Annotated in this window: 19 protein-coding genes; 3 read left to right on the forward strand and 16 right to left on the reverse strand. The window is 63.9% G+C overall.

Annotation, left to right across the window (positions count from 1 at the left end; all coding sequences use genetic code 11):
• Nucleotides 1–77: 77 nt before the first annotated feature.
• The 7 genes from BMY31_RS07640 to ssnA all read right to left on the reverse strand — a co-directional run bounded on the left by BMY31_RS07640 (nucleotide 78) and on the right by ssnA (nucleotide 11,601).
• Nucleotides 78–1,013 (reverse strand): ABC transporter permease, encoded by a 936-nt coding sequence (locus BMY31_RS07640; RefSeq protein WP_091009524.1) that lies wholly within the window; start codon nucleotides 1,011–1,013, stop codon nucleotides 78–80.
• Nucleotides 1,013–2,104, reverse strand: a complete 1,092-nt coding sequence (locus tag BMY31_RS07645; RefSeq protein WP_078687105.1) for an ABC transporter permease — start codon at nucleotides 2,102–2,104, stop codon at nucleotides 1,013–1,015. Before BMY31_RS07645 ends, BMY31_RS07640 begins: the two co-directional genes overlap by 1 nt.
• Nucleotides 2,105–2,116: 12 nt before the next feature.
• Nucleotides 2,117–3,628, reverse strand: a complete 1,512-nt coding sequence (locus BMY31_RS07650; protein ID WP_091009527.1) for an ABC transporter ATP-binding protein — start codon at nucleotides 3,626–3,628, stop codon at nucleotides 2,117–2,119.
• A 124-nt stretch (nucleotides 3,629–3,752) separates the two neighbouring features.
• Nucleotides 3,753–6,539 (reverse strand): selenium-dependent xanthine dehydrogenase, encoded by a 2,787-nt coding sequence (xdh, locus tag BMY31_RS07655; RefSeq protein WP_078687107.1) that lies wholly within the window; start codon nucleotides 6,537–6,539, stop codon nucleotides 3,753–3,755.
• Nucleotides 6,540–6,555: 16 nt separating this feature from the next.
• Entirely contained in the window at nucleotides 6,556–7,089 is a 534-nt protein-coding gene (locus tag BMY31_RS07660) for a 4Fe-4S binding protein (RefSeq protein ID WP_180371382.1), read from the reverse strand.
• Nucleotides 7,090–7,179: 90 nt separating this feature from the next.
• Complete coding sequence (gene ygfK, locus BMY31_RS07665; protein ID WP_091009531.1) at nucleotides 7,180–10,188, reverse strand: putative selenate reductase subunit YgfK; 3,009 nt, start codon at nucleotides 10,186–10,188, stop codon at nucleotides 7,180–7,182.
• Nucleotides 10,189–10,245: 57 nt separating this feature from the next.
• Nucleotides 10,246–11,601 carry a putative aminohydrolase SsnA gene (gene ssnA, locus BMY31_RS07670; RefSeq protein ID WP_078687110.1) on the reverse strand — a complete coding sequence of 452 codons (1,356 nt, stop codon included), beginning with the start codon at nucleotides 11,599–11,601 and terminating at the stop codon, nucleotides 10,246–10,248.
• A gap of 768 nt (nucleotides 11,602–12,369) precedes the next feature.
• Here ssnA and BMY31_RS07675 point away from each other — a divergent pair.
• Both BMY31_RS07675 and BMY31_RS07680 read left to right on the forward strand, forming a co-directional pair.
• The gene (locus BMY31_RS07675) at nucleotides 12,370–13,035 is read left to right on the forward strand and encodes a helix-turn-helix transcriptional regulator (protein WP_091009534.1); all 666 of its coding nucleotides are present in this window, start codon (nucleotides 12,370–12,372) and stop codon (nucleotides 13,033–13,035) included.
• A gap of 1 nt (nucleotide 13,036) precedes the next feature.
• Nucleotides 13,037–14,248 (forward strand): M20 family metallopeptidase, encoded by a 1,212-nt coding sequence (locus tag BMY31_RS07680; protein ID WP_091009536.1) that lies wholly within the window; start codon nucleotides 13,037–13,039, stop codon nucleotides 14,246–14,248.
• A gap of 255 nt (nucleotides 14,249–14,503) precedes the next feature.
• Here the strand turns inward: BMY31_RS07680 and nagA are convergent, their stop codons facing one another.
• The 8 genes from nagA to BMY31_RS07720 form a co-directional block, all read right to left on the reverse strand.
• On the reverse strand, nucleotides 14,504–15,697 hold the full coding sequence (gene nagA, locus BMY31_RS07685; protein WP_078687113.1) for an N-acetylglucosamine-6-phosphate deacetylase: 1,194 nt from the start codon (nucleotides 15,695–15,697) through the stop codon (nucleotides 14,504–14,506).
• A gap of 11 nt (nucleotides 15,698–15,708) precedes the next feature.
• Nucleotides 15,709–16,875 carry an SIS domain-containing protein gene (gene agaS / locus BMY31_RS07690; RefSeq protein ID WP_091009538.1) on the reverse strand — a complete coding sequence of 389 codons (1,167 nt, stop codon included), beginning with the start codon at nucleotides 16,873–16,875 and terminating at the stop codon, nucleotides 15,709–15,711.
• A 35-nt stretch (nucleotides 16,876–16,910) separates the two neighbouring features.
• Nucleotides 16,911–17,639: a GntR family transcriptional regulator gene (locus BMY31_RS07695; RefSeq protein WP_078687115.1), complete on the reverse strand. Its 729-nt coding sequence runs from the start codon at nucleotides 17,637–17,639 to the stop codon at nucleotides 16,911–16,913.
• 176 nt (nucleotides 17,640–17,815) lie between these two features.
• Nucleotides 17,816–18,886, reverse strand: a complete 1,071-nt coding sequence (locus BMY31_RS07700) for a PTS system mannose/fructose/sorbose family transporter subunit IID (protein WP_078687116.1) — start codon at nucleotides 18,884–18,886, stop codon at nucleotides 17,816–17,818.
• On the reverse strand, nucleotides 18,876–19,676 hold the full coding sequence (locus tag BMY31_RS07705) for a PTS mannose/fructose/sorbose/N-acetylgalactosamine transporter subunit IIC (protein ID WP_078687117.1): 801 nt from the start codon (nucleotides 19,674–19,676) through the stop codon (nucleotides 18,876–18,878). Before BMY31_RS07705 ends, BMY31_RS07700 begins: the two co-directional genes overlap by 11 nt.
• 124 nt (nucleotides 19,677–19,800) lie before the next feature.
• A complete protein-coding gene (agaB, locus tag BMY31_RS07710) occupies nucleotides 19,801–20,283 on the reverse strand; it encodes a PTS galactosamine transporter subunit IIB (RefSeq protein WP_078687118.1) in 483 nt (160 codons plus the stop codon).
• Nucleotides 20,284–20,470: 187 nt separating this feature from the next.
• Nucleotides 20,471–20,758: a preprotein translocase subunit YajC gene (locus BMY31_RS07715; RefSeq protein WP_091009541.1), complete on the reverse strand. Its 288-nt coding sequence runs from the start codon at nucleotides 20,756–20,758 to the stop codon at nucleotides 20,471–20,473.
• Nucleotides 20,758–21,192: a PTS sugar transporter subunit IIA gene (locus BMY31_RS07720; protein WP_180371383.1), complete on the reverse strand. Its 435-nt coding sequence runs from the start codon at nucleotides 21,190–21,192 to the stop codon at nucleotides 20,758–20,760. The genes BMY31_RS07715 and BMY31_RS07720 overlap by 1 nt, the downstream gene beginning before the upstream one ends.
• A gap of 426 nt (nucleotides 21,193–21,618) precedes the next feature.
• Here BMY31_RS07720 and BMY31_RS07725 point away from each other — a divergent pair, with 426 nt between their 5' ends.
• Nucleotides 21,619–22,551: a 1-phosphofructokinase family hexose kinase gene (locus BMY31_RS07725; protein WP_091009546.1), complete on the forward strand. Its 933-nt coding sequence runs from the start codon at nucleotides 21,619–21,621 to the stop codon at nucleotides 22,549–22,551.
• A 399-nt stretch (nucleotides 22,552–22,950) separates the two neighbouring features.
• On the opposite strand, the gene BMY31_RS07730 is transcribed toward BMY31_RS07725, so the two are convergent.
• The gene (locus BMY31_RS07730; RefSeq protein ID WP_078687122.1) at nucleotides 22,951–23,760 is read right to left on the reverse strand and encodes a DeoR/GlpR family DNA-binding transcription regulator; all 810 of its coding nucleotides are present in this window, start codon (nucleotides 23,758–23,760) and stop codon (nucleotides 22,951–22,953) included.
• Between the last annotated feature and the right edge of the window lie 242 nt (nucleotides 23,761–24,002).

The raw sequence follows: 24,002 nt of genomic DNA on the forward strand, positions 1-24,002 counted from the left end.
ACACGGCCCCGGTCTCCCGACGCCGGAAATGCCAAACTGCCGGGAGGCGCAGACGCGCCCCCCGGCAGAACAAAACGCTACCGCTGCTCGCGGAAGTACGGCTGACCGTTCGCCTTCGGCCCGGCATGCTTCGAGCCGAAGAAGATCAGGGCGACAATCGTGAAGATATACGGAATCATCTTGAAGAACATGACGGGAGCCGCCTGGAACTGTGCCTGGAGGGCAACGTTCAGGCCGTCGAAGAAGCCGAACAGCAGGCTCGCCGCCAGGACGCCCACGGCAGTCCAGCGGCCGAAGATGACCGTGGCCAGCGCGATGAAGCCGCGTCCCATGACGATGCCATCGGTGTAGATGGGCGTGTAGCACAGCGTGAGGAACGCGCCACCGGCGGCCGCAAGCGCACCGCACACGATGCACGCCACGTACTTGGTGCGTACGACGTTAATGCCGAGGGTCTCGGCGGCGTGGGGGTTCTCGCCAACGGAGCGGAACGAGAGGCCCACACGGAAGTGGTGGAAGAAGTACCTCACGACCGGAACCAGGATGAAGGCCAGATAGGCCAGAAGCGTCTGGTTGAAGAGCGCGTCTCCCAGGAAGGGTATCTGCGAGAGCCCGGGAATGGCCAGCGAGGCCATCTGCTCGCCCGTCGCGTTGGCGGGGTTGGAGCCAACGAAGAGGTTGTAGCCGAACAGGGCGATCGCAGGAGCGAGCACGTTGATGGCCATTCCCGTGACCACCTGATCCGCGCAGAGCGTGACCGTGCAGAACGCATAGATCATGTTGACCAGCACGCCGGCGAGCATGCCAACCAGAACGCCTAGCCAGATGTTGCCGCTCATCTTGGCGACGGCGAAGCCCACGAAGGCTCCGACGGCCATGATTCCCTCGAGGCCGATGTTGACCAGGCCCGCGCGCTCGGAGAAGACCTCGCCCAGTGCGGCGAGGAGGATGGGCACGGCGCCCATGGTCATCGCCTTGAAAATGGTGGGCAGTGCAGTGATGAAACCGTCCATTAGGCGTTCACCTCGGCTTTCTTGACCTTGGCATTCTGCCTTGCGGCGAAGAACGCGCGAATCTTGGGGAGCTTGACCGCAGCCATGCCAGCAACCGCGAAGATGATGATGAGTCCGCGGACGATCTCGACGATGGCGGTGGGGACACCAATGACGCTCTGCATCATGGTTCCGCCGGTGGAGAGCACGCCGAAGAGAAGCGCGACGAAGATCGCGGCGATCGGGTTGAGCTGTGCGATGAGCGCGATCGCGACGCCGTCGAAGCCGAAGCCCGAGCCGAAGCCGTCGGCAAGGCGGAACGGTGTCCTGCCAAGGAGCTCGATCGCGCCGCCGAGGCCGGCGATGGCGCCCGAGATGATGAAGGCCAGGAGCACCAGGCGCTTCACGGGGAAGCCGTTGACCTTTGAGGCGACCGGGTTCATGCCCACGGCGCGGATCTTGAAGCCGAAGGACGTGCGGAAGATGAGGTACCAGATGAACACGCCCAGAAGAATCGCCACAAGGACGCCCACGTGGGCGTTGGCAATCTGGGGCAGGCGCGCGGACTGCGGAATCGCGAGCGTCTTGGGCAGGCCGCTGTCAGAGTAGAGGTTCTTGAACACGTACTCCATGAAGTAGAGGGCCACGTAGTTGAGCATGATCGTGGTGATCATCTCGTTGAGGCCGCGGGTGATCTTCATGATGCCCGGAAGAAGACCCCAGATGCCGCCGACGACCATGCCGACAATGAGCCCAAGGGCGAGACCCACGGGACCCTGCAGGCCGAGTCCGAACATGACGGTCGCCGTCGCGCAGCCGCCCATGATGAACTGGCCCTCGCCGCCCAGGTTGAACACGCCGCACTTGTAGGCGAACACGGCGCAGAGGCCGGTGAAGACAAGCGGGCAGGCGCGCTCGAGGGTCTTGGCGATCTTCGCGGGGTCACCCAGAGACCCCCTGAGCATTGCCGCGTATCCCTGGATGGGATCTTTGCCCAATACCGCAATGATGATTGCGCCGACGATGAGGGCGAGCAGCACCGAGACGATGGGCGTGAGAATCATCAGCCTCTTCTCGCTGCGCTCTTCGGCGCTCAGTTCCTTCTTTGCCACGATGGCCCCCTCCTACTTTCCTGCCATTGCGAGCGAGATCTCCTTGATGGGAGGGTTCGCACCCGGATAGGTTCCCATTACCTGGCCCTCGAACAGCACCACGATTCGATCGGAGAGCTTGAGCACCTCGTCGAAGTCGGCGGAAATCAGAAGGACCGCACAGCCAGCGTCACGCTGGGCGACAATCTGGTTGTGGATGAACTCGGTCGCGCCGATGTCAAGGCCACGCGTCGGGTAGACCGCGACGAGCAGCTTGGGCTCGCCCTCGAGCTCACGGGCGAGGATAACCTTCTGCTGATTGCCGCCCGAGAGGCTGCGCGCCGTCTGCTCGACGGAGGTGCAGCGGATGTCGTTCTCCTCGCGCAGCTTGTTGGCGTAGTCGTGAATCTCGCCCATCTTGAGCCACTTGCCGTGGCCCGCCGAGAACTTGTCGCTGGTCGTCTGCTTGAGCACCAGGTTCTCGGCGACCGTCATGTCACCGACGAGACCCATCTTGTTGCGGTCCTCGGGAATGTTGCCCAAGCCCGCCTTAATGAAGGAACGGGGCGAGAAGAGCGCGATCTCCTTGCCGTCAGGCCCGTACACCTCACCGGACTCGGGCTTGACCAGGCCGGTAACGACCTCGGCGAGCGGCGTCTGGCCGTTGCCGTCGATGCCCGCGACGCCCAGGATCTCGCCCTTGTGGATGGCGAGCGAGACGTCCTTCAGGCCGCCATGCTTGACCTCGGGGCGATACGAGACGCCCTTGAGCTCGAACGCAACCTCGCCGGCATCCTCGACCTTGGGATAGGTGCTCTCCTGGAACTTCTGGCCGATCATGAGATCGGCGAGCTCCTGCTCGGTGACGTTAGCCACGTCGACGGTCTCGATGGACTCGCCGCGGCGCAGGACCGTCACGCGGTCGGAGATGCGCATGACCTCGCGCATCTTGTGCGAGATGAAGATGATCGACTTGCCCTCGCTGGTGAGCGAGTGCATGATCTCGAAGAGGCCCTCGACTTCGAGGTCGGTCAGGACGGCCGTGGGCTCGTCCAGAATCAGGAGCTCGGCGCCCCTGAACAGGACCTTCATGATCTCAACGCGCTGCTGCATGCCGATGGACATGTTGGCGACCTTCTCGTCGAGGTCAATCTCGAGGCCATAGCGGTCCATGAGCCCCTCTATGGTCTTGCGGTCGTCGCCCTCGCGGAGCAGCGGGGTGTCGTGGCGCTTGTCGCCCAGGATGATGTTCTCGAGGCCCGTCATGGCATCGATCAACATAAAGTGTTGGTGCACCATGCCGATGCCGTTCTCGACCGCGACGCCGGGACTCGTAATCTGGACCTCCCGCCCGTGCATGAAGATCTTTCCCTCGGTGGGCTGATAGAGTCCGACGAGGACGTTCATGAGCGTCGACTTGCCCGCACCATTCTCGCCCAGCAGGGTGTGTACCTCGCCCTCCCGGACGTCAAACGTGACGTCTTTGTTCGCATAGAACGAACCGAAGCACTTGCTGATGTTCTCCATTCTCAGCAATTCGGCCATGCTTGCCGCCTTTCGCCAACAGGGTCTCATGTTTGCGCGCGGGTCCTCCCACGCAATTCTGAAACGTTTTGATTCTCGCAGCCTTTCGTTAACTTCTGTTTACGACCTCCTTGACACTTTTAAATTATCGCGAATACGGAGTGTCACGCAGGGGCAACGACTCACGCACAAAGCCATCGAGGCGATGGTAGGCGTTCTGCACCGCAGGCGCGGTACCGATCGTCGCGATCTCGCCTATGCCCTTGCCACCGTACGCCACGGGAAGGAGATGGTCCTTCTCGACGTAGATCGCATGGATCTGGGGAATGTCGGTCGAGCGCAGAAGCCCGAGCGTACCGTACTTTGCCTGAGGGACGCAGTCCTTGAGCGGGAAGTCCTCCGTAAGCGCATAGCCCATGCCCATGAGCACGCCGCCCTCGATCTGGCCCTGGATGGCGATGGGGTTGACCACCTTGCCGGCGTCGTGGGCCGCGTGGATCTCGCGAATCCTCCCGCGGTCGGGGCCGTCCGGCTCGAGCACGACCACCGTGGAGCTGAATCCGTAGCAGATGTGGCTCTTGGGGTTGGGCAGGTCGGCACCCAGCTTGTCGGTCGGCTCGAAGTACTCGTAGCCGAACTCGCAGCCCTCGAGCGCGCGCAGGGCCGCGACGGGGTCCTTCGGGTGCACGCCATGGCCCGCAATCAGGGCGCTTCCGTCGGCGTAGCCCACCCCGTCGTAAGGGGTGCCGTCACCGTACTCGATGGCCTTGCCATCGCCGCGGGCAAAGACGCGCTGCGCGGGGACGCCGTTTCCCGCCTCGACGGAGAGCATGGCGTCGCGCAGCAGGAAGGCCACTCCGCGCACGGCCTCGCCGGTCACGACGGTCTGGCGCGAGCCGCTGGTCGTGCCGGAGTCGGGGGCGTTCTCGGTCGAGCACTCGCCGTTGGCGATCGCGTAGCGCGGAAGGCCCGTGGCCTCTGCGACGTCCTGAAGGAAGACGGTGTTGCAGCCCTGGCCGATGTCGGAGGTGGCGCTGTAGACCACCGCACGGCCGTCCTCGACGCGGATGTTGGCGCGACCTGCGTCGGGCAGGCCCACGCCGACGCCAGCGTTCTTCATGGCGCAGGCTATGCCGCAATGGCTGCTGTTCTTTTCGAACACGTCCTTTACGGCGAGCAGGGTCTCCTTGAGGGCGGTCGAGCAGTCCGCGATCTGGCCGTTAGGCAGGACCTTGCCGGGCTCGATGGCGTTGCGCCAGCGGATCTCCCAGGGGCTGATGCCCACCTTGTCGGCCAGAAGGTCGATGCAGCCCTCGAGCGCGAACTCGCTCTGGCACACGCCGAAGCCGCGGAACGCGCCCGCGGGCGGGTTGTTGGTGTAGTAGCCGAAGCCACGGATGTCGGTGTTCTGGTAGGTGTAGGGGCCGACCGCATGCGTGCAGGCGCGCTCCAGGACGGGCCCGCACAGGCTGGCATAGGCGCCCGTGTCGAAGTTGATTTCGCAGTCCAGGCCGGTAATGATGCCGTCCTCGTCGCACGCCAGCGTGAAGGTCGCGTCCATGGCGTGGCGCTTGGGATGGAAGAGGATCGACTCCTGGCGCGTGAACTTGCACTTCACCGTGCGCCCGAAGTGCAGGGCCGCCAGCGCTGCAAGGTGTTGGGTCGAAACGTCCTCCTTGCCGCCGAAGCCCCCGCCGACCAGCATGGTCTCGACCACGACTCGCTCGGGCTCCTGGTCCCAGCCCAGCATGTGGGCGACCTCCTTGCGCGTGTCGTAGGCGCCCTGGTCGGTGGACTGAATCTTGACGCCGCCCTTGTACGGGAACGCGACGGCGCACTCGGGCTCCAGGAAGGCGTGCTCGGTGAAGGGAGTCTCGAAGTGCTGCGTCACCACATAGGGCGAGTTGGCGATGGCCTCCTTCGCGTTGCCGCGCGTGACGTGACGACTCTGGCAGACGTTGTCCTCCAATATCACGTGGTTGCCGAAGGCGTTGAAGCTCTCGTGCACCTGCGGGGCGCCCTCCGCCCTGGCCTCCTCGATGTTGCGGACGGGCTCGAGCTCCTCATAGGAGATCCTGACGAGCTTCTTGGCCTTGGCGAGCACGGACTCGCTCTCGGCCACCACCAGGCAGATGGCGTCGCCAACGCAGCGCGTAATGTCGCCCTCTGCGATCATGACGTCCCAGTCCTGAATGAGGTGGCCCACCTGGTTGACGGGCACGTCCTTGGCGGTCAGCACGCCCAGCACGCCCGGCAGCGCCTCGGCCTTCGAGGCATCGATGGACAGCACGCGCGCTCGCGGGTACTTGGAGCGCACCGCCGAGGCGAAGGCCATGTCGGGGTAGTTCTCCCTCGTCAGGTCGTCCGGGTAGACGCCCTGGCCCAGCACCTTGCGGCGCACGTCGACGCGGAAGGCCCTCTGGCCCACACCATAGTTCTCGCCGCGCTCGAGGTCGGGCTCGATGTTGCGTTCCCCGCGCAGAATCGCCGCGGCGAGCATGATGCCCTCGATGATCTTCTTGTAGCCGGTGCAGCGGCAGACGTTGCCGCGGATGGCGTACTTGACCTCCTCCTCGGAGGGGTCCGGGTTCTGGCGCACGAGAGCCGCGCCGCTCATGACCATGCCGGGGATGCAGAAGCCGCACTGGACCGCGCCGACGGAGCCGAAGGCGTAGACGAAGGCCTCCCTCTCGTCCTCGCTCAGGCCCTCGATCGTGAGCACCTGCCTGCCCTGGGCAAGCTTGGTGGTCATGACGCAGCCCTTGGTGGCGATGCCGTCGATCACGACGGTGCAGGTTCCGCAGGCGCCCTCGGAGCAGCCGTCCTTGACGGAGGTCAGTCCCAGGTCGTCGCGCAGGTAGCGGAGAAGAGACTTGTTCTCCGTGGTTGTGTGCTCTTCTCCGTTGACGAAGAAGCTGTAGCTTGCTGACATGTCCCTCACTCCCCTCCTAGTCCGCGGCGACGATTCCGTTTACGTCGTGAATGACGCCCATCGGGCACTTGGCGGCACACATGCCGCACGACAGGCACTTCTGGTAGTCGATCTTCGCGAGGAAGGCGTCTATGTGGATGGCGTCGGCCGGGCAGACGCGCTCGCAGGTCTTGCATCCCACGCAAACGCTGTCGCACTTCTTCATGGCAGGAACGACCTTCTCGTGGTTCGAGCACTTGACCCACATGGAGTCGTCGGCCGGCATCAGCGTGATGATGGTCTGCGGGCATGAATGCACGCAGGCGCCGCAACCCGTGCAGCGCTCGCGGTCGACGTGGGCCACGCGGTTCTCGTCCACGTGGATGGCTCCCTCGGGGCAGACCTTCTCGCAGGTGCCGCCGCCCAGGCACGAGAAGTGGCACTCGCGCACGCCCAGCGGGTGCTCGCCCACTATGGCGTCGCAGTCGTGCGGGAGGGTGTTCGGGTCTATGTCATCCCTGAATGCGCTGTCGCCTTGGCAGTGGACAACAGCCACGAATCTTCGGGCCATGCTCTTCTCCTCTAAACGCATCGCGGGAGCGGTTCCCGCGCAGTGCCCGGGGAAGCCCCGAGGAGCTTCCCCGGAAAACTCAGACGATCCTTACCTCTCGAACAGGTAGGGATGCTCGTCGCGCGTCGCGACGATGGTCAGGCGGACCGCCTTGGGGAGGCCGCAGGCGGGATTGTCCACGTCGTAGGTGGCGACCTCTCCGTTCAGGCGCACGAGGTACTCACTGCCCTCGACCTCGCCCACCGGCAGGAAGCCGGAGTTGTGCGAGGAGTCGAAGTCCTCTCTGGTCCAGAACAGCGTGAGCTTGTCGCGGAAGGGCCTGCCGCCCTCGTAGGGGCAGAACACGGCGCAGTTGCCGCACTCGTTGCACATGCCGTCGACGTGCACCACCTGGCGCTGGCGCAGGCCGGGCACGCGGACCGCGACGTTGGCGCGGTTGGGGCAGACCTCGCAGCAGGTCTCGCAGGCCGTGGCGCAGCCGAGGCAGCGCGACTTGACCAGGCTCTCGACCTCCTGGGTGAGCGTGGCGCGCCCGGCGAGCGGGCGATCGTAGTCGGCCTCGATGTTGCTCGCGGAGCAGAAGTCGAAGTCGTATCCGCACAGCGCCTCGGTGACAGTCGCGGCGTCGGCGATGGCCTTCACCACCGTGGCGGGGCCACGGCGGCAATCGCCGACCGCGTAGACGTGGGCGACGCTGGTCTGGAGCGTGTCGTCGACCTCGGGCAAGCCCCTCTGGTCGAGCAACACGCCGGAGGCCTTGTAGACGGAGGGCTCTACGCGCTCCCCCACCGCGGCGATGACGGAGGTCGCGACGACCTCGCGGGTCTCGCCCGTGGGCTCGGGCCTGCGGCGGCCGGACGCGTCAGGCTCGCCCAGCCTCATGACATCGCATGTCAGCGTGGTGCCCTCAAGCGCCTTGGGCGAGAGGAGCTCCAGGAACTCGACCCCGTCCTCAAGCGCGAGCGCGAGCTCCTCCTCGTCGGCGGGCATGTTGCGACGGTCGCGGCGGTAGACCAGGCGCACGTTCTTGACGCCCGGCACGCGCTTGGCGGCGCGGGCCACGTCCATGGCGGTGTTGCCGGCGCCGACCACGGCCACGTCGGTGCCCAGCATGCAAGAGGCGGGATCCGCCTTGAACTGCTGCAGGAACTCAAGGGCATCGAGCATCTGAGCACCCTCGATCACGGGGTGGCCGGGCGCCCATGCGCCGATGGCCACTACCACGTCGGTGAAGCCCTTCTCCAGGAGGTCCTGTGCGCTCCTGACGTCTGTGCCGAGCTCGAACTTGGCGCCGTAGGCGCGGCAGAGCTCGATGTCGTTCGCGATGGACTCGGCTGCGATGCGGAAGTCGGGAATCACGTTGGCGACCACGCCGCCGAGCGTCTTCTGGCGCTCGAACACGGTCACGTCGACGCCAGCGCGCGAGAGGAACGAGGCCACGGAGAGCCCGGCCGGGCCGCCTCCGATGACGGCAACCTTCTTGCCCTCGACCGCGGGTGCGGCCTCGAGCTCGGGCAGGACCTCGGCGAGGCCCCTGCGTGCGGCCTCGAGCTTGAACTCGCGGATGTGCACATGTTCCTCGTAGTAGTTGCGCATGCAGCTGATGCCGCAGGTGTGCGGGCAGATGGTTCCGGTGATGAAGGGCAGCGCGTTGCGCTGGAGGACGATGCTGAGCGCGTCGGCGAAGCGGCCCTCCTCGACGGCCCTGAGGTAGCCGGGAATGTCCTGGTGGATGGGGCAGTCGTGGCGGCAGGGCGCAGTGAAGCAGTCCATCAGGGGGAGCCTCTGGTCGATGTGGCGGGAAGGCACGGGCTTGATGGGCTTCTTGTAGCGGGCGTTCTGGTGCATGTCCTCGACGAGCGCGTCGACCGCAGCCACGCGCACGCCGTCAAAGCGGTAGCAGTCTTGCTGCGCGAAGGCGTAGGCGATCTGCGAGAAGCGCTCGTAGCCACCCGGCTTGAGCACCGTGGTCGCCATGGTCACGGGCCAGATGCCTGCGTCGACCAGGCCGCGGATGTTGAGGGCGTCGGCACCGCCGGACCACGAGATGCGGAGCTTGCCGTCGAACTCGTGGCTAATGCGCTGGGCAAGCGTGAGCGTGAGCGTATAGAGCGAGCGGCCGGACATGTACATTTCCTCGCTCGGGAGCTCACCGCGGGTCACGTCGACCGGGAAGGTGTTGGTGAGCTTAACGCCGAACTCGAGCCCACGCTCCCGGCAGAGGGCCGCCAAGCGCTGGAACATAGGGACCGCGTCAGCCCACTGCAGGTCCTCGTCGAAGTGGTGGCGGTCGAAGACGATGTAGGAGAAGCCCAGGGAGTCGAGCAGGCCGCGGGCGGTCTCATAGCCCAATAGGGTCGGGTTGCACTTGATGTAGGTGTTGAGGCCCTTCTCGCAGATGAGGTGCGTGGCGATGCGCTCGATCTCGTCGGGCGGGCAGCCGTGCAGCGTCGACTCGGTGATGGACTCCGAGACGTGCGGGGTGATCGAGTCGACGAATGTCTCGTCGACGTTGTTGAAGCGGTCGAGGTTGGCCTTCGCCCACGCGATGGCCTCGTTGAACGCCACCGTGCCAGAGGCGTCCTTCAGGTCGTTGATGAAGCCGTCGACCTTAGGGGTCTTGATGCCCTCCAGGTCGTAGCCGACCGACATGTTGAAGACGAAGCCGTCGGGGTCGCCCAGGCCAAGCTCGCGGGCGAGCAGCTTGCAGGCCACCCAGGCGTGTATGTACTCGTCGCGGGCGTCGGCCACGGTCAGCTCGGTCGACCACTCGCAGTTGTAGCCCTCGTCGCCCGCAAGGATGCAGGGCTTGTTGACGCAGGCGGCAAGCTCTTCTCCGTCCATCTTCTGGACGGTCTTGAGCTCGAAGAAGCGCGCGCCGGCCACATAGGAGGCCACGAGGTTCTGGGCCAGCTGCGTGTTGGGGCCCGCAGCAGGGCCGAAGGGCGTCTCGAGGCGCCCGTTGAAGATGGGGCGGGCGCTGCCGGGGTCGCGCCGGGGCATGCGGGAAATGCCGAAGATGGTTCCCCTGGTGTGGTACTCGCTCAGGATCCAGTCCATGAGCTGGTCAAAGGGCATGGGATGCATAACGTCGCTCATCGCGATATTCCTCTCGTGGTTAGCTGGTGCGGATGACGTGGGAGTCGTCCCGGGCGGCTAGTACGCGCAGCCGTTGAGGTCTCCCCAGAGCTTCTTGGCCTCCTGCATGACGAAGGCGTCGATGCGCTCCCTGTCGCAGCCCACCAGCTCGCGGTCGCGATAGACCACGCGACCGTTGACGATGGTGGTGCGGCAGTCGTGGCCCTCGACCCCAAAGAGGATGTGGCCGTCGATGTTGTCCGCCCCGAGAGGCGTGGGCGCGGGATAGTCGAACACGGCGATGTCGGCGGCCGCACCTGCCTTGAGGACGCCCAGGGGCTTGCCGTCCGACTTGGTGGAGAAGTACATGTTCGCCACCTCGGCGTTGTTCCTGAACAGCATGTCCATCGCCTCGCCCCAGGCAACGTTGGGAAGCGTCGCGTTCAGGCGCTGCAGGGGCACGAAGGCCTTGAGGGACTGCAGCATGTCGTGGGTGTAGGCATCCGTTCCCATGGTGACAGTAATGCCATGCTTGAAGAACTCGAGCACGGGCGCCGTACCCACGGCGTTGTTGGCGTTGGACTGGGGGTTGTTCACGATCTTGGTGTGGGTGTTCGCGACCAGCTCCATGTCTGCGGGGGTAATGTGTATGCAGTGGCCGAGCATGGTCTTCTCGCCCAGGATACCGTGGTCGAGCAGGCGATGGATGGAGGTGCAGCCGTGCTTCTGGGCCGAGTCGTAGACGTCGTTGGTGCCCTCGCACACGTGGATGTGGAAGCCCGTGAGGCCGTCGTTGGCCTGGACCATCTTGTCGAGCGCCTCGTCGGGCAGAGTGAAGAGGGCGTGGCCGCCGAACATGGCGGCGATCATGTCGGAGTCCTCCTGGGCGGCCCAGCGTGCGAAGTCGGCGTTCTCCTTTATGGACTCGTCGAGCTTCTGCGCACCGTCGCGGTCGGAGACCTCGTAGCAGAGGCACGCGCGCATGCCCATCTCTTTCGCGACGTCCTTGATGGCGAAGAGCGAGCCGGGGATCTGGAAGAAGCTCGCGTGGTGGTCGAACAGGGTGGTCACGCCGTTGCGGAACGACTCCATCATCGTGACGTAGGCGCAGGCGCGCGTTCCGTCGAGAGAGAGGTGCCGGTCGATGTTCCACCACTGCTGCTCGAGGTTCTCGAGGAAGTTGGTGGGATTGCACCCCTTGATGGCGAGGCCGCGGGCCAGGCCGGAGTAGATGTGAGTGTGGCAGTTGATGAGGCCGGGCATGATGAGGCCGCCGCGGGCGTCGACGAACTCCGCCTTGGCGTACTTCTGCCGCATCGCGGCGAGCTCGCCCACCTCGACGATGGTGGTCCCCTCTACCACCACGGCGCCGTCCTCGACGAACGGGGTCGCCTGGTCGCGCGTCACGACGCGGCCGTTGCCTACAAGTAGCATAGGTGTCCTCTCCCTCGCTACGCGCCGCAGATCAGCTACGGCAAATCAAGTAATAGGCCCGACCCTCTCTTGACGGGCCTCCCGGCGAGTACCGCCTTGCGGCGGCTGCGGACGCCGGTTCCGCAGCGACTCGCGCCTCTGCCGCGCGTGGGCAGACCCACGCCGCGCGCTGCGCGAAAAGTCAACCAAAGCGAAACGGAACGCACTTGAAAAACGCCCCAGAAACGAACTACACCCCCTGGGCCAGGACATGCGGTGTAGCGCTCTGAATTTTCTTTTTCTTACCTAACTTTTATTCTGTTGTTTATGAAATATATGCCGAGAAGCCACCTGCGAGGCAATGCGTCGGACCCTCCCTCGGCGTACGGCCCGATTTGCCGCCAGACGGTAGAGACGGCTCCGCACGTATGCTCGAAGCTAAGACAATCGCAGGAAAAAAGGGTTATTTACGCTCGCGTATAACGCTCTCCGCCCAAAGCGGAGGGGTACTCGACGCCCTGCGGAAAAATGCCGCTCACGAAGAATGCGCCGCCGTAGGTCCCCTAAAAAAGAGTTAGGTAGCTGGCAAAGGTAATATGTCAGACAAGCAAAAAATTTGTAATAACGAATGCTTCCGACTGTTTACGCAGCATACTTCTGCTTGATTGGCACAAGCACTTCTCGCCCGCCAAAAAGACGTCGGCCTGGGTCGCTCGCCCACCCTCGCGACTTGGCGGACCGCCATTGGACAATCGCCGTCACGAACTCACATTCGAAGGAGACTTCGCCATGGAGAAAAGAGAGCTCGACCTCCTGAGCAGGCTCGCCAAGGGAATCGCCAAGGAATTCGGCAGCAAGTGCGAGGTCGTGGTCCACGACCTGGAGTCGAAGGACCCCAACAGCACCATCGTGGCCATCGAGAACGGCGAGGTCTCCGGCAGGAAGCTAGGGGACGGCCCCTCGAACGTGGTCCTCAAGGCGCTCAACTCGGACCCCGAGCAGCTGCACGACAAGCTCGCGTACCTCACCAAGACCGAGGATGGGAAGGTCCTGAGGTCGTCGACGATCTTCTATCGCAACGAGGCGGGGAAGCCCATCGCGGTTCTGGGCATCAACTATGACACCTCGCTGCTCTGGGCGATCCAAGACGCGCTGCACGACTTCAACAACCACGAGGACGAGGAGCCCGTCGCCGCGACCGCGACCATCCCGCACAACGTGACCGACCTTCTGGACGAGCTCATTGACGAGTCCATGCGCATCACGGGCAAGCCCGTGGCGCTGATGACCAAGGAGGACAAGGTCAAGGCGATCGGCTACCTGAACGACGCCGGCGCCTTCCTGATCACCAAGAGCGGCCAGAAGGTCTGCAACTACTTCGGCATCTCGAAGTACACGCTCTACAGCTACATGGACGAGGCAAAGAGCGCGCGCGAGGGCGAGGTCAAGGAATAGCATGGAGCTAGACCAAGAGGCAATCGAGCTCGCCCGGGAGCTCGTTCGGATAGACTCCTCCGACCCAGGCGCCTACGAGGGCGAGATACAGGAGTTCATTCGCGCATGGCTGCTCGAGCGCATCGAGCGGCTGCGACCCGAGCTCGCCGGAAGGGCGGAGGTGTCGCTCGAGCAGATCGAGCCGCTTGCGGGCCGCAAGTGCCTTCGCGCGCGAATCGTCCCCGCGGCCAAGGGGGAGGCACTTCTCCCCGAGCTCGTGCTCTTGAGCCACATGGACACCGTGACGCTGGGAGAGGGCTGGTCCAGGGACACGCCCGCGCTGGGCGCGGTTGTTCGCGACGGCCGCCTGTGGGGCCGCGGTTCCTGCGACATGAAGGGCGGCATGGCCTGCGCGATGCTGGCGTTTGACGACGCGCTGGGCGCAGTCGCGAACGACCTGGCTCCCCGAAGGGCCCTGAGCTTCGTCGCGACCTGCGACGAGGAGGACTTCATGCGCGGCAGCGACGCCGCAATTCGCGCGGGCTGGCTTGACGGCTCGCAGTGGGTGCTGGACACGGAGCCCACCGACGGCTACGTCCGCATGGCGCACAAGGGCCGGACTTGGTTCGAGATGGGCTTCTCGGGCGTGACCGCGCACGCGAGTACGCCGTGGATGGGGGCCGATGCCGTTGCTGCGACGGCCTGTGCCATCGACGCCATCAGGCGCGAGGTCGGGGAACTACCCGAAGACGATGAGCTGGGAAAGACCACCGTCACGTTTGGCCAGGTACAGGGAGGATATCGCCCGTACGTCGTGCCTGACTCATGCACGACCTGGATAGACATGCGCCTGGCGCCGCCCTGCACCCCACGCGACGCGCAGGACATTGTCGAGCATGCCATCGCCCTGGCCGAGGGCGAGGTTCCCGGCACGCACGGATCGCTGAAGGTCACGGGAGACAGGCCGGCGATTCCCTCGCACGCCGACTCTCCCCTGCTTGCAAAGATGCGCGCGGCGACGCTGGAGGTCTGCGGAAGCGCCGCAGAGACGAAGACGTTCACCGGCTACACCGACTCCGCGGTCGTGGCTGGGACCTGCGAAAACCCGAACTGCGCATCGTATGGCCCGGGAAGCCTGGAGGTCGCGCACAAGCCGAACGAGTTCGTGCCGCTGGAGGACCTCGCGCGCGTAAGGTCGGTCTTCCGCCGATTGGTGCTCGACTGCCTGGAATAGCGACACACGGCATGGCGAACGATTGCCCCTCGGTCACCCAAATCGCTCCAGATACGCTCTTTGGTCACCCAAATCGGCTCGCGGCAGCTCTTTGGGCCCGGTTTTGCTGGGCAAACGTGGAGGGAAGAGCTTCTTGCGGGCGATTCGGGTGACCGCAGGGCTTCCGGCGGGCGATTTGGGTGACCTGCCGCGCCGAACAAGAGGCGCCGGGCCCGAAACCGGACCCGGCGTCTCGCTCGGCTGTTATTGCTCCCCCTACTCGACCAGACGGCCGCCAAGGTAGGTGGCTTCGAGGCCAAGCCCCTCGTTCAGGACGACGTAGTCGGCGGGGCGGCCACAGACGATTGCGCCGCAACGGTCGGCGATGCCGGCGGAGCGGGCCGCGACCTCGGTCGCCATGCGGATGGCTTGCTCGGCAGAGGCAATCTGCCAATCGTAGAGGTTCTTGACCCCCTGGGCCAGAGTGAGGACCGAGCCCGCGATGCTGCTCATGTCGGACAGGTAGCAGAGCCCGTCCTTCAGTACCACGTCCATGCCACCGCTGGTGTAGGAGCCGTCCTCGAGCCCACCGCAGGCGAGGCAGTCGGTAATGGGCACCACGTGCTCCCAGCCCTTGGCGCGCACGAGCGCCTTCATGGCCGGTGCCGATACGTGCTTGCCGTCGCAGATCAGCTCTGCGTAGGTGTCGTTGCTCACCATGGCGCAGCCAACGACACCCGGCTCGCGGTGGTGCAGGCCGCGCATGCCGTTGAACGTGTGCACGAAGCAGCTCGCTCCCGCGTCGACCGCGGCGGAGGCCTCCTCGTAGGTTGCGTCGCTGTGCCCGATGCAGGACACGACACCACGCTCGACCAGTCCGGCCACGTATTCCTTGGAGCCATCGCGCTCGGGAGCCAGCGCGCTCTTGCGAATGATCCCGCCCGCAAGCTCCTGCCAGCGGTCGAACACCTCAAGCGACGGGTCAATCAGGTACGCGGGGTTCTGTGCGCCCACGTGCTTCTGGGTGAAGAACGGCCCCTCCAGATAGATGCCCTGGATGCGCGCGGCGGCACCCGTCTGCCCCTGCGCGGCCTCGGCAATCGAGGCGCAGGCCCGGCCGATGCGCTCCACGTCGTCGGTGAAAGTCGTCGGCAGCCACGAGGTGGTGCCGCGGCGGGCCAGCTCCAGACCAGCCTCACCGAGGCCATCGGGGTCGAGGTCCGTGGCCGCGTGGCCAAAGAAGCCGTGGATGTGCGTGTCGACGAAGCCAGGCGCGATCCAGCAGCCGCTCTCGTCGACCAGGTCCATGCCCTTGGGAATGTCGGGCGTCCACAGGCCGAAGCGGCCCTCGTAGACGGTCAGGTAGCCACCGTCGCAGACGCGACCCGGCAGGACGAAGTGATCAGCGCGGATGGCGTAGGTCGCGCGCGTGACATCGACGCCGCCCGCAGCGCTTGCGTTGCTTGCCATGGGCGCCCCTCCTATGCCTCGAACGGGTGAATCGTGACGCCCTTGACCACGCGGTTTACCGTGCCCGTGGGCGACGGCGTGTCAGGCGTGTTGCCAACCTTGATGGAGGTGTTGAGCGAGACCGTCTGCGCAAGGAGCACGAACGGCAGCGCGAGGTAGGCCTCGGGGAGAAGTGCCCCGCCAAGCGTAATCGACTCCCCGCCGAACATGAGGTCGGCCTTCTGCTGGACGGCGACCACGTGCTGCGCGATGCCATCGGCCGCAATCTCGTCGAGGATGTCGACGTCGTACTGGCGCGTGTAGGGGTCGTTCGAGACGAAGACGAACACCAGCGTACGATCGTTCACAAATGACTTGGGTCCGTGGCGGTAGCCCATGGAGCTGTCATACGAGGTCGCGATCAGGCCATGCGTGAGCTCCAGAATCTTGAGCTGGGCCTCCTTGGTCAGCGCATTGAGCGAGCCAGAGCCCAGGTAGGTGATGCGGTCGAAGTCACTAGCGAGAAGGGCCTTGACCTCATCCTCGCGGGCGATGACGTCGCGGCCAAGTTCGGCCGCGGTCGAGACCCACGCGCCCTTCTCGTCGCGGGAGGAGGTGTCGAAGATGAGTGCGGCCAGGAGCTCCATGCAAGAGAACGAGCCGGTCATGGCGAAGCCCTGGTCGTTGGCGCGCGGGATGAGGATGGTCAGCGCGTCGTCGCGGTCGGCGGACTCGACGGCCAGGCGCCCCTCGGGAGCGCAGGTGATGTTGAGGAAGCGGATGTCCTTGCACACCTGGCCGGCGCGCTCGACGGCGGCCAGCGACTCGGGGCTGTTGCCACTGCGGGCGAACGAGACCAAGAGCGTCGGGTCGTCGGCGCGCAGGTAGTCCTCGGGCGCGGCGACAATGTCGGTCGAAGCGAGCGAGAGGAACACGAACGCGTCGTTGTCACCCTTGCGACGAAGGTACGGGACGAGCGTGTTGCCCACGTACTCGGACGTGCCCGCCCCCGTGAAGACGACGCGGGTGCGACGGTCGCCGCCCAGCTTGCGGGCCGCCTCGACAAACTCGTCTATGGCCTTGCGGTTCTTGTCGTAGATGCCGAGCGTGTCCTCCCAAAGGTCTGGCTGCTGCTTGATCTCGTGGGTAGTGATATGGGCACCCTGGGACTTAAGGGTCTCCTCGTCCGCCTCGAACATGTGCCAACTCCTTTCCTCAGCCAGACGCCGCACGCCTAGCCTCTGTGATGCGAAACCTTGTATATGAACTGATCGGCGCGTGCGACGCTGTGCGTGTACTCGATGATCAGGTTCTTCTCGTCGTAAGTGGTCCTTACCAGCTTCAGGACGGGCGCGCCCTCCTGGATCCCCAGGAGCTCGGCCTCCTCGCGCCTGGCAAGGCTCGCGCGAAACTCCTCGTCGGCCACCTTGATGACGTCGCGGTAGTCGTTCTCGATGATCTCGTAGAGGGGCCTCTCGTCCAGGTCTGCTCGGGTAAGCCCGACGAACTGGCTCACGGGCAGGTAAGTCCGCTCGAGCATCATGGGAATGTCGTCGGCTATGCGCAGGCGGCGAATCCGGTAGACACGCTCGCCCAGGCGAACGCCCAGGTGCTCGGCCACGTGCTTGGGAGCCTCGACAATCTCGAACTTCAGCGTCTCAGTGCGCGGGGTGCGTCCCATCTCGCGCATCTGGTCGGTGAAGCTGTAGGCGCCCAGCAGGTTGGTCGGCTCCTCGTGCGCTTCGGCCACGAAGGTGCCCTTGCCGTGCCTCCTGACAACGAGCCCCATGCTCTCCAGCTGGGCCAGCGCCAGGCGTACGGTCGTGCGCGAGAGACCATACCTCTCAGAAAGCTCGCGCTCCGAGGGAAGCAGGTCGCCAGCCAAGAGCTCGTTCTCGATCCTGTCCTTAAGCACGTCCACAAGCTGGTCATACAGTGGTTGCTTGCGTGAAGATTTAGCCATTGCAATCTCCTATCGCGACTGGTCTGGTGTCCCAAGTGGTTTGGTTATCGCTACCAGTACTATACCCATGGGGATCTGACGAGAAGCGACGGAAGTCGGGAGGCGTGCGGCATGCGGCGCCGCACGCCTCCCCAGGGGGAATCATCTTAGGGCCCAGGCGCGGGCCCCGGATGCCACTAGCCCCAGATGCTGGGCCAGAGCCCGAAGGGACCAGCGCCCAGGATGCCCAGGACGAGCACCAGGGCAATGCCCTTCATGGGAGTGAAGTTCTTCTTGGAGAACAGGTAGTACAGGAGCATGACGATCGCCATTGGGACGAGCTTGGGGCAGATGCTGTCCAGGATGTTCGCGATGTCAATGGTGACCGGGGTCTCGGTGTACTCCATGTACGTGACCTCGCTCATGCCGTTGCCGAGGTCGGTCGCGCCCGCGGTGACGGGGTTGCCGTCGGCATCGGTGGTGGTGAGGTAGTTGCCATCAGCGTCGGTCATGCCCGAGAGCGTGACGCCCTCGTCGTTGGAGCTGATGATGTTGAAGCTGTCGACCTGGTCGTTGCTGACCGTGGCGGTGTGCGCCACGTAGGCCTGCGTCGTGCCGTTGGGGATGACGGCGTTGATCTGGGTGCCACCCATCGTGACCGTGAGGCAGCCGACGATGAAGACGCCCATGATGGAGGCAGCGCGGGTGAAGGGCTTCATGACGCCCATCAGCGAGTCGATGGCCGAGGAGCCCATCTTGTACGCCCAGTTCATCAGGCCGAAGCGCAGGGCGAACTGGACCAGGTTGAAGATGAGCAGGAACAGAATCGGGCCGAACGCGTTGCCCTGGATGGCCATGTTCGAGCAGATGCCCGCGGTGATGGGCACGAGCGTCATCCAGAAGAGCGCGTCGCCGATGCCACCGAGCGGTCCCATGAGCGAGACGCGGACGGCGCGGATCGTGGGGATGTCCACCTTCTTCTGCTCCATGGACAGGATGATGCCCATGGCGAAGGTCACGAGGAACGGGTGGATGTTGAAGAACTCGAGGTTGTGCTCCATCGACGTGGACAGGTCGTCCTTGTCGGTGTGGATCTTCTCGAGGCCCGGGAGGATGGAGTAGAGCCAGCCGGCGGCCTGCATCCTCTCGTAGTTGAACGACGCCTGCAGGAAGCAGGAGCGCCATGCCATCTTGTTCAGCGTCTTCTGATCAAGGTCAGCAGCCGGCTCAAGGTTCTTGTACGAGGTCTTCTGCTCCTTAGATGCCATCTTCCTCACCTCCGTCAAACTCCGCAACCGCACCCTTCAGCTCCGTCTGCTGCTGGAAGTCCCAGTAAGCGATACCGAAGCCGATGAGGGCCAGGATGAGAAGTGCAGGCGTAGCGAGCACCTCGTTGGTGGAGACGATCAGAGCCAAGCCGAATCCCAGGAAGTAGAAGCCCCACATGTCGCGGTTCATCATGAACTTGAGCAGGATGGCGAAGCCGACGAAGCGCATCATGCCACCGGCAGCAGAGAGGCCCGCGGACAGCCAGGTGGGGATTGCGTCGACGACGGACTGGCCCATGGTTGCGCCACCGATGAAGAACAGGGTGACGACGGCGCCGAAGACCAGGCCGAGAAGAGCCATGGCGAGGTAGTTGATGCGCTCGATGCCCTTGGGGTTGGCATCGGCGGCATACTGGTCGGCCTTGCCCATGAGGGGAGACATGAGCGTGAAGATCAGCGTAACGCCATACTGGCCAAGCAAGGAGAACGGGATTGCGGTCGCAACCGCGATGTTGGGCTCGAGCTTGAGGGAGATGGCAAGCACGCATGCCATGATGCCACCGACGACCGCGTTGGGCGGCTGGGCACCTCCGATAGGCATGTTGCCAATGGTCATGAGCTGATAGGTACCACCCACGATAAGACCCGTCTTCAGGTCGCCGAGGATGAGACCGATTACCAGGCCCATAACGATGGGCTGGTACAGAGACTCCAAGAAGTTGAACTGGTCGATTGCCGCCACGAACGTGACGAGGAAGACCAGGGCCACCTGAATGACCGAATACTCCATCCTTGCTCCTCCTTTCCTTTCAGTTACAAATTTGCGCAAAGCTATCGCCAGCACCTCTCATCCCCATCTGAGACGTGCCATTGACCACAGATAAGTTTTCAAATGAATGAGACGAACGGGAGCCCTACTTGAAGAGCTTGCTCACGTCCTCCTCGGGAATGCTGGGGACGCGCTGGATCTGCAGCTCGACGCCGCACTCCTGAATCTCGCGGAAGGCCGCGACGTCCTCGTCGTCGACGGCGACGGAGGTTGCGACCTGGCGCTTGCCGTCGGACATATGCATGTTGCCGATGTTGAGCTTCTTGATGGGGACGCCGCCCTTGATCAGGCGAAGGGCGTCCTCGGGGCTCTCGACGATGATGAAGATGTGCTGACGCGGGGCCGCCTTGTGGATGACGTCAATGGTCTTCTGGATCGTGAAGTACCTAGTCGCGACGCCCTGGGGCGCAGCCATATTCATCAGGTTCTGGCGCATCTTGTTGCCGGCGACCTCGTCGTTGGCGACCAGCAGCAGGTTCGCGCCGATGGTGCTCGTCCACTGGGTCGCAACCTGACCGTGGATGAGGCGGTTGTCGATACGCGTAAGGAGGATGTTTGGTTCAGCCATGCTCTTCTCTCCGTTTCTTTCCGCGCAACGCGCGTCACTCAATAGGACCAACTCGGCTGAGCACACTCCGGGGGCGGACGGTCGGATTCGACGGGCCAATCCACCAGTGGCGCTCAGGGGACGGCGCCTTGCCCGGGCGTCGCGACAAGGGGGGATAAACGCGACGCCCGGGAAACGCCGGGAAAGGCTAGGACTCGATCGCCTGAATCGCGTAGCGCGACACCTCGATCACCTCGCCGGACTTGACCCGAACGTCACAGGTCTCGCGGCCGACTCTGACGAGTTCGCCAAACAGGCCGCCGGCGAACTGGACGCGCTGCCCCGACTCAAGGGTCTTGTGGAGCTTCTCGTAGTAGCCCTTCTGCTTGCGCGTCCTCATCGCGTTGAAGGCGAACAACACGACTCCCACGAGGGTCATCAGAACCAGAAGGACGATCGAAGAGGCCAGGACGGCCTCGCCCAGCGACGCACTCATTAGATACCGTCCTCTCCAGGCTCCTCGTCGGCTGCCGCGCCGGTCACAGTCAGGTGAGCGACGCCGCTGCGGCCCGACTCCTGCGCCAGCGCGGCAAGCCCCTCGGCCGTCATGCTGTCATCGCGGCTCATCAGGCCTTCGAGAAGCATCGGAAGGTTAGTGCCAGCAACGACCTGCACCTGGGGAAGCTCTCCAGTGAGCATCATGGACTGGTTAAAGGGCGTACCGCCCACCAGGTCGCAAAAGACGACGCAGGAGCCGTCGCGATCGACCATGTCCCTTACGGCATCGGAGATCTTCTTCGCGTATTCGCCCGCACCCTCCTCATGGAACGGAACGGCACGGAACTCTTCCTGAGGACCGGCAATCATCTCGAGCGCGCTGGACAGGCCCAGCGCGAAGTCGCCGTGTCCCGTAACGATACAACCAACCATTGCGAACCCTTCCTCGGCCCGGGGACCGTACACCCAACCTGGGCCAGACACCCCAACCAACTGCATGTTCCTCTTCGTAGAGAAGAACAACTATCAATAACTAACTGGTTACAACCACGTGACATGACTGCACCATACAGCTCCTACAAACCATCGGTCAATGACAAATCGACAAACGACTCTCCAAATTTTTGAGCTTTTGGCCCACCATCCTAATACCAGCGTATCCGCAGGTAGATGGTATTGGCATTGAGATACCAGTTAAGCTCGTCGTGTCAAAGGACCAACAGTGGCGCGCCGTGGTCAACATATGCGAGACGCCTTGCGGCACGCAGCATTTCTTGACAACTGGTATCAAAATCGTCTATTCACTGAAAGGCATAGGAAACAGTGTTTCGAGCTCGTCTCACGAGAGAGGACAGCCGAATGGTACTCACGATCACCCTCAACACCTCCATTGACAAGGCGTATTGCCTGACAGAGCCCATCGCAGATGGCACGGTGATGCGCGTGAAGGAGTGCATCAACGTTGCCGGCGGAAAGGGGCTCAACGCCTCGCGAGCCATTTCAACATGTGGCGAAGACGTGATTGCGACGGGCTTCTGCGGAGGAAACAACGGCCGGCTCCTCTGCGAACTTCTCGCCCAGGACGGCATCAGCGAGAGCTTCGTGCACGTGAAGAACGAGACGCGCTGCTGTGTGAACGTGCTCGATCCCGACGGTCGCTCGACCGAGTTCCTCGAGCCGGGACGCGAGGTGACCCCCGACGAGGTCGGCGCGTTCCTGAGGCGCATCGACGAGCTGTTGAAAGATGCCGACGTGGTGACCATCAACGGAAGCGTGCCCAAGGGGCTGCCGACCGACACCTACGCCACGCTGGTCGAACGCATCAAGCAGACGGGCGTCCCCGTCATCCTGGACACTTCCGGAGAGCTGCTGCGAGAGGGCATCAGGGCGTGTCCCACCATGGTCAAGCCGAACACCGACGAAATCGGCCAGCTCCTGGGCCGCTGCGTATCCTCGCTCGACGAGGTCGCACGCGCGGCATCCGACCTGCACGAGCAGGGCATCCAGAAGGTCGTCGTCTCACTGGGAGGAGACGGCGCGCTGATGGCCTGCGACGAGGGAGTGTTTCGCGGGATTGCCCCTGCCATCGAGGTGGTCAACCCCGTCGGCGCGGGAGACACCATGGTCGGAGCCTTTGCCGTCGGCATCGCGCGTGGCATGGCGCCCGACGCGCAGCTCGCCTATGCCATGAGCTGCGCGAGCGCGAACTGCCTCTCCCCCTCCACCGGTCACTTCGACATGGGCGTTGCGCGCGACCTCCTCTCGCGCACGACTGTGGAGAAAATCGCTTAGGCGGCGCCTAGGCGTGCGCAAGTCATCGCGACCAGTGTACTTCGGGCAAGATTTACAGCTCGAGGGCCACTGTTTCGCAAATACAGCCGAGCGGTGTGGACGAAACACACCGCTCGGCGTCATCTGTGCAGGGCCCAACGGCATATCCTGCGACTTTGCGAAAGGGAGATCCTCGCGCGGCATGCCGATTGCCCCTTCGGTCACCCGAATCGCTTCAGATAAGCTCTTTGGTCGCCCAAATCGGCTCGCGGCAACTCTCTGGGCCCAGTTTTGCTGGGCAAACGTGGAGGGAAGTGCTTCTTGCGGGCGATTCGGGTGACCGCAGGGCTTCCGGCGGCCGATTCGGGTGACCGCCCACGTCGTTCGTCACCCTTTGTGCAACGGCACCCCTCCCGCGCGCTATGCCTCCGGAGACGCAATCACCAGGCGCGCGTCGCAATCGGCGGCCTCGGCGGCGAGCAATCCTTCGGGGTCACTGTCCGCTACGACCGTGTCGACGTCCTCAAGCGAGCCGAAACGCATAAGCCCCGACGCGCCGACCTTCGCGTAGTCCAGAAGCGCCACGGTGGTCTCGGCGCACGAGAGGAACGCCTGCTTGAGCTCGGCCATCGCTTGGTAGTTGGTCATGAAGCCGCGCCCGGGGACGAACGAGGTCGGGACGACGAAGGCCTTGTCGGGATGGAGCATCCTCAGGGCAGACAGGGCCATGGGACCGCAGGTATAGCGATGGCCCTTCCTCAACCTTCCGCCCAGCATGATGACGTTCATCGCTGGCATCGAGCGATCCACGAAGTCGGCGATAGTGAAGTCGTCCGTCACGACCGTGACGCCGCTCTTTCCGCCCAAGGCGCGCACGAACTCGAGGGCCGTCGTGCCGGAGTCGACCAGAATCGAGTCTCCGTCCGAAACCAGGGCCGATGCCGCAACGCCAATCGCCCGCTTCGCCCCGACGTTTACGTTCACGCGAGCGTCCTGGATGGAAACCGTGAGCGTCTTGGAGAGCGAGACCGCTCCGCCGTGCGTCCTGCGAAGCTTGCCGTCACGCTCGAGCGCGTCCAGGTCGGCGCGCGCCGTCACGCGCGAGACGCCAAACGTCTCGGCGATCTCCGACACCTGCACCGACGAGTTCTGCCGGAGCATCGACAGGATGGCGGCTCGCCTCTCCTCGACATAGAGCTTCTGGTGGGTTGCTTCCTGGGGCAGATCCATGACTTCCTCCCTCGAGCACCTGCGAGGATGCCCTCAAGACGCGCTACTTCAACGTCAATTGTGTAGCTCGTGTGTTTCTTTTCCTTTCGGCAAAAACAAGTATTCGACTTTCTTTTCTTTTGGGAACCAACCGAGGAATACCGTGTCTGAGCTTGCCGAACAGGAGCGTAACGCTAATCATTCCCTTTTTCTTTTCATTTTAGGCCTTTTCGCAAAATGAAAGGAAAACGTCAAAACGAAAA

The organism is Parafannyhessea umbonata, assembly GCF_900111255.1.
Taxonomy (GTDB): domain Bacteria; phylum Actinomycetota; class Coriobacteriia; order Coriobacteriales; family Atopobiaceae; genus Olsenella_J; species Olsenella_J umbonata_A.